The 11,233-nt window shown below is 43.6% G+C and carries 10 protein-coding genes; 4 read left to right on the top strand and 6 right to left on the bottom strand.

Annotation, left to right across the window (positions count from 1 at the left end; all coding sequences use genetic code 11):
• Position 1: 1 nt before the first annotated feature.
• The 6 genes from H3302_RS15540 to H3302_RS15515 all read right to left on the bottom strand — a co-directional run bounded on the left by H3302_RS15540 (position 2) and on the right by H3302_RS15515 (position 6,947).
• On the bottom strand, positions 2–757 hold the full coding sequence (locus H3302_RS15540; RefSeq protein ID WP_036973573.1) for an ABC transporter ATP-binding protein: 756 nt from the start codon (positions 755–757) through the stop codon (positions 2–4).
• The gene (locus tag H3302_RS15535; RefSeq protein ID WP_036973572.1) at positions 754–2,031 is read right to left on the bottom strand and encodes an HlyD family secretion protein; all 1,278 of its coding nucleotides are present in this window, start codon (positions 2,029–2,031) and stop codon (positions 754–756) included. The genes H3302_RS15540 and H3302_RS15535 overlap by 4 nt, the downstream gene beginning before the upstream one ends.
• A gap of 161 nt (positions 2,032–2,192) precedes the next feature.
• Entirely contained in the window at positions 2,193–2,906 is a 714-nt protein-coding gene (locus H3302_RS15530) for a serine hydrolase (RefSeq protein ID WP_182395834.1), read from the bottom strand.
• Positions 2,907–2,953: 47 nt separating this feature from the next.
• Positions 2,954–3,676 (bottom strand): serine hydrolase, encoded by a 723-nt coding sequence (locus H3302_RS15525; RefSeq protein ID WP_182395832.1) that lies wholly within the window; start codon positions 3,674–3,676, stop codon positions 2,954–2,956.
• Positions 3,677–3,892: 216 nt separating this feature from the next.
• On the bottom strand, positions 3,893–4,555 hold the full coding sequence (locus tag H3302_RS15520) for a response regulator transcription factor (RefSeq protein ID WP_036973567.1): 663 nt from the start codon (positions 4,553–4,555) through the stop codon (positions 3,893–3,895).
• Between the two features lie 100 nt (positions 4,556–4,655).
• On the bottom strand, positions 4,656–6,947 hold the full coding sequence (locus H3302_RS15515; RefSeq protein ID WP_036973565.1) for a TonB-dependent receptor: 2,292 nt from the start codon (positions 6,945–6,947) through the stop codon (positions 4,656–4,658).
• Between the two features lie 294 nt (positions 6,948–7,241).
• On the opposite strand from H3302_RS15515, the gene H3302_RS15510 reads away from it, so the two are divergent.
• From H3302_RS15510 to H3302_RS15495, 4 genes are read left to right on the top strand one after another with little or no spacing between them, the layout of a single operon-like run.
• Positions 7,242–8,543 carry a GntP family permease gene (locus H3302_RS15510; RefSeq protein WP_182395830.1) on the top strand — a complete coding sequence of 434 codons (1,302 nt, stop codon included), beginning with the start codon at positions 7,242–7,244 and terminating at the stop codon, positions 8,541–8,543.
• A 9-nt stretch (positions 8,544–8,552) separates the two neighbouring features.
• Positions 8,553–9,743, top strand: coding sequence for a homoserine O-acetyltransferase (locus H3302_RS15505; protein ID WP_036973560.1), 1,191 nt, complete (start codon positions 8,553–8,555; stop codon positions 9,741–9,743).
• Positions 9,744–9,747: 4 nt separating this feature from the next.
• Positions 9,748–10,509, top strand: coding sequence for a 3-hydroxybutyrate dehydrogenase (locus tag H3302_RS15500; RefSeq protein ID WP_036973558.1), 762 nt, complete (start codon positions 9,748–9,750; stop codon positions 10,507–10,509).
• Positions 10,510–10,518: 9 nt separating this feature from the next.
• Complete coding sequence (locus tag H3302_RS15495) at positions 10,519–11,226, top strand: CoA transferase subunit A (RefSeq protein WP_075594213.1); 708 nt, start codon at positions 10,519–10,521, stop codon at positions 11,224–11,226.
• Positions 11,227–11,233 lie beyond the last annotated feature (7 nt).

Genomic DNA, 11,233 nt, shown 5'->3' with positions numbered 1-11,233 from the left:
GTTAGATCACCTCTGCACTTTCTTCATTGTGTTCAGTGGCTGCTAAGTGATCTGAGGCTTGACGCGCCTCTGAGTAGGAAATAATTTCGCCATCGAGTAGTTTTAGCTGGGTTTTGGCACGTCCTGCGTAACGTAAGTCGTGGGTAACCATGCAAATCGTGGTGCCTTTTTTATTTAGCTCATCGAGCAAGTCCATAACCGCATCACCATTTTTTGAGTCTAAGTTACCCGTTGGCTCATCCACTAATAGAATGCTGGGTTTACCAGCCAGCGCACGGGCGATAGCAATGCGCTGCTGTTGACCACCCGATAATTGATTGGGTTTATGCTGAGCACGGTGGCCCATTTCTACTTCATCGAGTGCTTGCTTTACTGCCGCTTCAATGTCGTTTTGGCTCATTGCGGGCTCTCTATAGGTGAGAGGTAGTGCAACGTTATCGAATACAGATAGTTCATCAATTAAATTAAACGACTGAAAAATAAAGCCAATATGTAGATTTCTCAACTCTGCTTGTTTATCCATATCGAGGGTTTTAGTGTCGACATCTTTAATGAAATAGTCGCCACCTGTAGGGCTATCAAGCAAGCCCAGTAGTGAAAGCAGCGTTGATTTACCACAGCCAGAGGGGCCGCTAATGCAAATATAGTCACCTTGATTAATGTTCAGACTGATGTTTTTTAATGCATAGGTTTCAACATTTTGGCCGCGATAGACTTTGGCGATATTGTTTAATGAGATAAGCGTATTGGTTTTCATAAACTGTCCTGTTCGATTTTTATTGTTGCCAAATGCTGCCATTTAGAAAGATCTGAAATGATCAGCTGTTCGCCCTCAGTGGCGCCGCTCAAAAGTTGAATTTGGTTGTCACTGAGTGTACCAAATTCGATATTAATTGGCGCTGCTAACTGAGTACTTGGATTGAGTTTAAAAAGAGTGGCATGGCTGTGCGCCGTTGCTCTTTGCGGTACATTAATGGTTAATGCATCGGGGATGATATTACTCACTACATAGCCTTCGATGCTTAAGTCGGGTCGAGCATTGGCAGGCAGCGTCCCTTCTAAATCAAGTTCTATGATCACGCGACCGTCGGTCACGATAGGGTCAATTCGGGTCACTTTAGCGCTTACTTCTCCCTGACCCGCTTGGCTAAAGGTGTTTACTTTAGCTGTCATATTAAGTGCCACTTTTTCTGCATCGGCTTGCTGTACACTGAGCTCAGCTTTGAGTGCTTTATTTGAACCCACAACAGCAAGGCGGGTGCCCGGCATGAGGTTTTGTCCAAGTTCTACATTGAGCTCTTGCAGCATGCCATCGATACCAGCTTTGATTTGCAGTTCATCAAATGCGTGTTGTTCTACCTGATAATTCAGCTCAAATTGGCTTAATAACTCTTGCTGAATTTTATCGCGCTGTAGGTGCATTTCTTTTAGTTGCATAAGGCGTTGCTTTTCGATGTTAACGCGTTCGGTTAGTTGTGCGACACTGAGTAAACTGCGTTTGTAATCTAAGCTTGAAACAATACCTTGCTCAACTAATTTGCTTTCGGCATCGGCTCTAAGCTCTGCACTTTGTAATTCACTTTTTAAAATCGCGAGGTTAGCTTGGCGTTCAAGTAGTTCACTTTGCTGGTTAATTTGTTGCTCATTGACACTGGCTTTTTGGCGGGCGAGTTCTAATCGTGCAACCGATAAACGTTGTGCTTGTTGCGGGTTTATTAAGCTGAGTATAACCGTGTCTTTAGTCACTAAGGTGCCAGGGTAAACATGGATAGCCTCGACCATGGCAGTATCGGTATTGGTTAAATAGCGTTGGAATTTGGGTTTTAAACGACCAAAACCGCGTATCTTCACTATAAAATCGGCTTTTTTAACGGTGGCGATTTGCAGTTGCTTGGCCAAGAGCGTCGTGGGGGCGAGCCATGATTTGACCAACCACATTACAAGCAACGTGCTTATAATTAAGACGCCAATGATCAACTTTTTACGCTGACTTGGCTTATTGCTAGGTTTTAAGGTGCTATCTAAATCCATTGGCTATGTTTCATTGTGTTTTTAATTAATAAATACAATAGCGAGGAACATGCCAATATTTAAGTTTATGAATTATATGGATTTTTATGTTTTTGTGAATGCGGAAATTCCCACTTCCGGGATTAATAAATCAAAAGTGGGACAGCGTATAAAAACGGCGTTTATTGATTTAATTTTGCAAGCTTAGCCAGTTGCTTTTTCGCATGCGCGTTATCAGGTTGTAGCGTAAGCACATGATTATAGTTGGCGATTGCGTGTTTGTGGTAACCCAAATACCAGTAAGCTTCTGCCAAGCTATCAAAGGTATTGTAGCTATTTGGGAAAAGGTGTGTGTTGAGTTTAAAAATGGCTAATGCTTCATTGAGCTTATCTTGATTGATAAGTGAATAGCCCCACTGGTTAATATTTTTTTCATCAAATTGGATGTGCTCTTTTTGGCTCAATATGTGTGCTGCTTCAATTGCATTTTCATAGCCTTGAACTTCAAGTACTTGCCATAGTTTTTTAAGATTTTTGCTTAAACCAAAGCCATTCTCACGTTTCATTTCAGGGATATAAAAACCGGCAATTTCATCAACAAACTGCGAGGGAAGTGCGCCAATTAAGTTGGTTAAAATGACGATTGACATATTATCTTCAGGGTAAACAAACACACCTGCTCTATCGCCACCTACAGCAGCTATCGCAGGGTGTTCTTCTCTCGCCATTACAGGCCAGCCGAGGCTATAGCCATTTAAACGTTGGTTAAACCCTTGCGTATTGCCATTTAATAAACGAGTAGGGGTCCACATTTTGCGCACACTATCAGCCCCCATTAATTGATTTGTTTGTAATGCAATTAGCCAATGTGCCAGCTCAGTTGCTGTAGAAGCCATGCCCGCGGCTGTTTGCAATAGAGGAGAAAAAATCGCTTCTCTAGAGTTTAAAGGTCATTGCCTTGGTTTTCGTATCGTCTCGCTGAGTGTTTTACGACGTTATTGAGGTTGTTAAAGCCTGCTTCAATTGTTCTGTTCATTTCGGCCTGTTGTAACTGGTTTTTTTGAATAAATTCCTGAAAAGGCATGCCTGAGAGTTTGTTAATAAGCTGACCGACAATAACGTAATTTGTTTGGTTATATTTAAAACGAGTACCTGTATTAAATTCTAATGGCATAGTTTGTACTCGTTGCCACGCGTGATCAGGGCCTTGATCGGAGATTAAATTACCAATGCCATCTTTTAAAATCTCAGGTAAACCAGACGTGTGGCTCATTAGTTGCCTTGTTGTGATTGGGGGCCACTGTTTAGGGAGGTCTGGTAGGTAAGTGGAAATAGGCGCATCAAGGGTTAGTTTCTTTTGCTCAACCAGTTGCATTAGGGCTACGCCGACAAACGCTTTGGTGACTGAGTTAATAGCAAATAAAGTAGTTGAATCAACGGCAATATTATCTTCAATATTTGCAGTGCCATAGTTGGCAGTTTTGGTTATTTTATTATTTTGCACGACAGCTAGCTGCAACCCTGGGATATTTCTTTTTTGCATTAACTCAACGATCCATTGGTCGAGTTCGTCTGCATGCACAGAAAAAGCACTGAATGTGATGGTAAGAAAGGTGATGGTTTGTAGTATGAGTTTTTGTCTAAGCTTTTTGCTTGTTGAGTACACGTGATTATCCTTAGCGTTCATTTTTATCGGTATATGCTTTTTACGAACACATAAGCGAGGAGTGTGCCAAGGTTTAAGTTATTAAAATATATAGTTTTTTGTTTTTAATGCGGAAGGTAAATTCCCACTAATGGGAATTTTAAATAAAAACGGGAGTCGCGTTTATTGCTGTGGTTTATTAATGTGGGTTTAGTACAGTACTCGTTGTCTTCTATTTTAGTTGTCTTCTATTTTACCAACCTGCGAAAGCTGATTAAATAAAATACCTGCCTGAGTACGGTTATACACATTGAGTTTGCGTAAAATGGCTGATACATGCTGTTTAATGGTGGTTTCTTGAATCGACATTTCAAAAGCAATTTGTTTATTGAGTAAACCATCGGCAATCATCGCCAGCACGCGGTATTGTTGTGGGGTGAGTTTTTCAAGGTTACGAGCAAACTCACTCTGCTCATCATTGATTACCACATCGGTTAAATCAACTTCAGGAGGTAACCACGTATCGCCATTTAGCACATGACTAATTGCTTCGCTGATCACATCAAGAGACGATGACTTAGGAATATAGCCAGCTGCACCTAGGCTCATTGCTTGTTTAATAATGGCGGGTGTTTCATTGGCTGAGACCATAATGACTAAAATATCGGGGTAGTGATTACGCAATTGCGACAGGGCTTGCAGACCATTTGCACCAGGAATGGTGAGATCTAAAAAAATCAGCTCAATTTCTGGGTGAGCGGCTAATAATGTAAATAAGCCATCAATATCACTGGTTTCTTTTATGTGTTCTTCAGGCACAGATGTTGCGGCCGCTTGACGAAGTGCACTTCTAAATAACGGATGATCATCGGCGATTATGGTGTTCACAGCTAAAGACATTCCCTCGATTCTCCAATGCGTTATGTTATAAGTGATTTTACAGTTGGAAACAAGGTTTGCCTGAGGGGAAGTATCAGGCAAACCTTTCTCACACAAGGATTTAGAAACGGTAACCTACGGTGAAAGCGACAGTGCGAGGGTCGCCGTAGTAACCGATTAGCGTATTATCACCCCCTAAACCTGGGGTGTATTTGCTAGTATCGGTAGGGTCGCTCGGATCAGGTGCTACGAATTGGTAACCCCCAATCATGTACTCTTCGTCGGTTAAGTTTTTACCGTAAAGACCCGCCGTCCAATGACCATCAGTGCTGTACCATGTCACACCCATGTTGAAGATACCGTAAGCATCTTGCGTTAATAGGCTGTCTTCTTCGAACAGTGCATAATCACCACGGTAGTAGTAATTACCATTGACGACAAAGTCACCCATTTCAGTGTACATACGGTATGTTGCACCTAAATTAAAGGTTAAATCAGGCGTATTTGAAACGCTAAAGCGGTCTGACTTGTCAAATGCTTCACCTGTTTCAGGATTGTAATCAATAACATTGTCGAAGCTACTGTCGATATAACCGACTGAGGCATCAAAGCTGAGTGATTCTGTTGCTACGTAATTAAGTTCAAGCTCAATACCGTCTGATTTAGATTCACCAATGTTACCTAAACGTTGGTTTAAATCAGCTGCACTGTCGCCCGGTAGTACAGAAATATATTGGCGGTCTTTATGATCAAGGGTAAATACGGTGACGTTTGCACGTAAGTTATTGTTCCATTCGCTCTTCATACCCATTTCGAAAGAATCAACAATTTCTGGTCGTGCAGCTGGCTCTGCGGTTGTTGCACGCGGGTTGAATGTGCCTGATTTAAAGCCTTGCGCATAACTTGCGAAGAACATAATGTCGTTTGAGTATTGGTACTCAACACCTGCACGAGGTGTAAAGCGTGACCACTCTTCTTCATCATCAAGTACGGTAGGGACTAGCTGGCCTTCTGGGCGCACATAACCTGGGATCCAGTCTGATTCAGGATAAACAATGTCAAATACAAGGCCGTTGTTAACAATGGCCTCTTTGCTGTCTTTGGTGTAGCGCGCACCTAATGTCATTGACCATTTTTCACTCAAATCAATCGAGCCTTGTATATAGGCTGCTTTACTATTTGAATTACTACAGCCGCTTACTTCACGCGTTAATCCCGCAGCGCCTAAGCTTTGACCTAACACACCTAAAATAGCCTCAAATTGACCACATGACTCACCATCGTAATAGTAAAGGCCTGACACCAACTTGTAGTTATCACCTTGATGGTTTAGTTGAATTTCGTGTGTCGTTTGTTCGTCATCGTAAATAGCCGGTACGTCAAAAATAGGCAGTGAGGTGTTATCAAAGTCAATATTGGTTGGTGAATAACTTTCACGGCTCGAACCGATGTATTTAACACTGGTGCGGTCGCTCATATCCCAACGTGCAGTTAAGCTGTAACCCTCAAGTTCAACTTTGTTCCATGTTGGTAAGCTGGTGTATGAGTCGTATACACTGTCGGGGACTGGCGCATCCGTGAGTAAGCTTGGTAGTAAACGGTAGCCGCCTTTGGCGTTCGATTTATCTTCTGTTTTATCCCACGCTAAGCGGAAGAATAAGTCATCTGTTGGTGTGTATTCTAATGTAACACGAGCTGCAGTGACATCTTTGTTGTAGTTTTCGCGGTCTTGGTTATCAAGTGCTGAGGTTAAAAACTCACCAAAGCCATCACGGTTTAATGTAGCAAACCCAAAGCCCACATACAGTTTTTCGTCAACAATAGGCAGTTGACCTGTGATTTTAAGGTCCTTTTGGTTGTAGCTACCCACTGTGCCCTGCACATTTAACATGGCATCGCCGCTCATTTCTTTGGTGACATACTTAATTGCGCCACCAATGGTATTTTTACCATACAGCGTCCCTTGTGGACCACGAAGTACTTCGATTTGTTGTACGTCTAGTAGGTCGAGTACCGCACCTTGTGGACGCGCTAAATAGACGTCGTCAATATAGATACCGACACCAGGCTCATAGCCCCACAGTGGATCTTGCTGACCTACGCCACGAATAAATGCAGTAATGGTTGAGTTAGTACCACGGCTTGCTTGTAGTGTGGTGTTAGGTGAAAACTGTTGAACTTCGGTCATCACTGATATGCCATTTTCAGCCAGCTCTTCAGCACCAATTGAGGTCACTGCAACAGGTACTTCTTGTAGGTTTTCAACGGTTTTACGCGCTGTTACCTGAATGCGTTCAAGTTCACCTTTCTTGGCTGCAGGTTCTGCTTGATCAGCTGCTTGCGCATTCACACCTGCTAAAGCAAGGGAGACTGCCAGAGTAAGTGGCGCGACTTTTGGGTTAAGCTTTATCATGTTGTATTCCTTGTTATTGTTGTCATTTGTCTTGTGGCCACTCACGATGATGTTGCCTAAGACTCATAATATTTGCCCGTGTCACCTGTCAGTTAATGTAGAAGATAGTTGCGAAAAATGAATTAGTACCATAGTGCTATACCCGCTATAGGCCTTTATTTATCAAGCTTTTAAGCTATTTTTAAAGCAGATAGTACCTTAGTGTTATGTCTTTTTTTGGCGCTTAAGGTAAGACTGAATGCATTATTCCGATGTCACCTCATCTGTTTAATAACAATAATTATAGGAATGTCTATGCTGAGCATGATAGGACTGTTAGGCGGTTTAATACTGCTGATCATTTTAACGTTGCGTGGGGTAAATTTATTTATTGCCGCGCCAATCTGTGCGCTACTTGTCGCACTCAGTAGTGGCATGGCTATTTTTCCTGTGTCGGCTGACTCAAACTTTATCAATTCCTATATGGACGGCTTTGCTAGTTTCTTAAGTGCGTGGTTCTTTATGTTCTTGCTGGGATCTTTATTCGGTAAGTTTATGGAAGACACGGGTGCGGCAGACAGTGTGGCAAGTTATATTGTGGGTAAACTAGGCATGAAGCACGCGGTGCTTGCTGTGGTGATTGCGTGTGCTGTATTAACGTATGGTGGCGTTAGCGTGTTTATCGTAGCGTTTTCTGTCTACCCAATGGCACTTAGTTTGTTTAAAGATGCCAATTTACCGCGCCGTTTTATTCCAGCGACCCTCGCATTTGGCTCAGTGACCTTTACCATGACCTCGGCTGGTTCACCTGAAATCCAAAACTGGATCCCCGTGAAGCACTTAGGTACCTCGCCTTATGCTGCATGGGAAGTGAGTTTAGTGGTGGCTATTTTCATGGCTATAGCAGGCTATTTTTGGTTAAACAAAATGATCAAAAAAGCGGTGGCTAATGGCGAAACTTTTGAAGCGCGTGATGACGACCCGGTAATAATTGAACGTCGTCGCCCGCACCCAATTACGGGTGTGATCCCTTTGATTGTGGTACTGCTTTTATCATTTACTTTACACGATGTGTTACAGCAAACAGCATTGATCGTTGCGTTGCTGGGAGGGGTGTTAAGTATTGTGATTATTAACTTTAAGCATTTTCACGATATGGGGAATGCCATTAATGTGGGCACAACCGGGGCATTGGTCGCTATTGGTAATACCGCAGCAGTTGTTGGTTTTGGTGCGGTGGCTAAGGTGTCACCTGCGTTTACTGCTGCTGTGGATGTAATGACGCATATGCCTGGCAATGAACTTGTAGGGGCTGCGGTTGCCGTGAGTGTCATTGCGGGTTTAACTGGTTCGGCTTCTGGCGGGCAAGCCATTGCATTACCCCTTGTCGCACCTGGGTATTTAGATATGGGTGTGAACCCAGAGCAACTACACCGTGTGGTGGCAATTAGCTCGGGCGCACTCGACACCTTGCCGCATAATGGCTATGTGGTAACGACCATACGCGCTATCTGTAAAGAAACGCATCAACGCGCTTATTGGTCAATGGCAGCGCTAACAGCGGTTATTCCGCTCATAGGTGTGGCATTGGCACTTGGACTCTTTATTTTATTTTAAGGAACAGCAATGAAAACTAAATTAATAATGTTGCTATGGTTGGTTGTATTTAGTTGCACAGCGTTTGCTGCTGATAACACACCACCTCAGACAATGCTGGTAGAAAAACAGCATTTTACGACAAAGGACTTTACCACTGTCTCTGGCGTGACTTTACCTAAAGTCGATATTGGTTGGGAAAGTTACGGTAAATTAAATGCCAACAAAGATAATGTGATTTTAATTACCCATTATTTTTCGGGTACCTCACATGCTGCGGGTAAATATAAAGCAGATGATGCATTACCAGGGTATTGGGATGCGATCATCGGCCCAGGTAAGGCGATTGATACTAATAAATATTTTGTGATCAGTTCAGACACCTTAGTGAATGCGAATTGGCACGATTCTAATGTGATCACCACAGGTCCAGCATCGATTAACCCAAAAACGGGTAAACCCTATGGTTTGGATTTTCCTGTTGTGACGATCACTGACTTTGTTAATGTGCAAAAGCGTTTATTAGACAGCCTAGGCATTAATAAATTACATGCAGTAATGGGCGCATCTATGGGCTCGTTTCAAGCGCTTGAATGGGCAACACGTTACCCCGATAAAGTAGAGCGTTTAATTCATGTCATTGGTGCGGCAACGATGGACGCATGGACTGTCGCAGCACTTGAAAAATGGGCTTTACCAATTCGCCTTGATAAAAATTGGCAACAAGGTAATTACTATGGCAAAGAGCGCCCGTTAGAGGGGCTTGCTGCAACCATGCTCAATATCACTCAAGATGCAATGCACCCGATTATTTACAATGCCAGTTTCCCAGATTTTAACGTTCTAGATGACGGGGCGTTAAAAGACATTCGCACTTTGCCTAAATTAAACCAAGTGCTTGCACAGCGTGCAATGGCGCGTGCGCAAACTCAAGATGCGAACCATGTATTGTATTTGGTCCGGGCATCACAATTATTTACGGCGGGTATGCAAAGTGATTTAACCAGTGCACTTAAAAACGTATCTGCAAAAACCTTACTGCTTCCTGCAAGTAACGACTTATTGCTACGCCCTGAAAACATGCGCGCTGTGTATGAAACCATGAAAGCGCAAGGTAAAGATGTCACGCTTTCTGAAATCGAAGGCGGTTGGGGGCACCTTGATGGCCTGTTCTCAATTGCGCCTAAGGCGCAGCTTATCAGTGAGTTTTTAGAGGAGTAACCCGATGAGCAAAACAGTTTTAATTACCGGTGCTGCCAGTGGTATTGGGCTGTATATTGCCCAGCAACTTGCGATGCAAGGGCATACCATTATTGTCACTGATTTAAATCAACATGCGGCGCAGCAAGCAGCAGCAGGAATTGTAGAGCAAGGCGGCAGCGCTGAAGGCTATGCACTGAATGTGGCAGACAGCACTGCGATAGAGCAATTTTTCACTGAGCTAAATCAGCCGATTGATGTTCTTATTAATAATGCGGGTATCCAGCATGTTGCCAAGCTTGAAGACTTTCCGGCAGATAAATGGCAGTTTTTACAACAGGTAATGCTTGTTGGTCCGGCAATGATGACCAAAGCGGTATTGCCGCGTATGCGTAAGCAAGATTTTGGTCGCATCATTAACATTGGCTCAATTCATGCCATGGTCGCCTCTAAGTATAAGTCGGCTTATATCGCCGCAAAACATGGCTTAATTGGCTTTGCAAAAACCATGGCACTCGAAACTGGCGATGCCAACATCACGATTAATACGGTGTGTCCGGCGTATGTGAAAACCCCGCTGGTGGAGCAGCAAATAGCGTCTCAAGCGAAAGAACATGGCATTTCTGAGCAGCAAGTGATCGACACCATTATGCTTGCTCCTATGCCGAAAAAGGCATTTATCGGCTTAGATGAAATACTGCATACCGTGAGCTTTTTAATGGCGGATGCAGCAAGAAACATTACTGCGCAAGCAATCGCCATTGATGGCGGTTGGACAGCACAATAGGAGGAGCCCATGGCTGGTTTTGATAAAGTAGTAACAACGTATAGTGATGCTATGGCAGGCCTTGAAGATGGCATGACTGTCATCGCTGGCGGCTTTGGCTTATGTGGCATTCCCGAAGGTCTAATTGCTGAAATTAAACGTCAAGGCACGCGTGATTTAACCGTGGTGTCGAATAACTGCGGCGTAGATGGTTTTGGCTTAGGTGTGTTGCTCGAAGACAAGCAGATCCGCAAAATGGTGGCGTCGTATGTCGGCGAAAACGCGTTATTTGAGCAGCAATTATTAAACGGTGAGCTTGAGGTTGAGCTCACACCGCAAGGCACCTTAGCTGAAAAAATGCGTGCTGGTGGTGCGGGTATTCCTGCATTTTATACCGCGACGGGTGTGGGTACACCGGTCGCTGAGGGTAAAGAAACCCGCAATATTAATGGTCGCGATTATTTATTAGAGCCAAGTATTACGGGTGACTTTGCGATAGTAAAAGCGTGGAAAGCAGACCGTTACGGCAATTGTATTTATCGACATACGGCAATGAATTTTAACCCGATGGCGGCAACCGCGGGCAAAATTACGGTTCTTGAAGTTGAAGAAATCGTTGAGCCAGGGGAGCTTGAGCCAAGTCAAATTCACACACCGGGTATCTATATTGACCGCGTGATTAAAGGTGAATTTGAAAAACGCATCGAGAAAGTAACCACTAAGCAAGAGAGCCAATAAGGAGCAC

The organism is Pseudoalteromonas sp. MT33b (assembly GCF_014117385.1).
Classification (GTDB): Bacteria; Pseudomonadota; Gammaproteobacteria; order Enterobacterales; family Alteromonadaceae; genus Pseudoalteromonas; species Pseudoalteromonas lipolytica.
The sequence above is the reverse complement of the archived record's forward strand: the minus strand, read 5'-3'. Positions and strand labels throughout refer to the sequence as shown.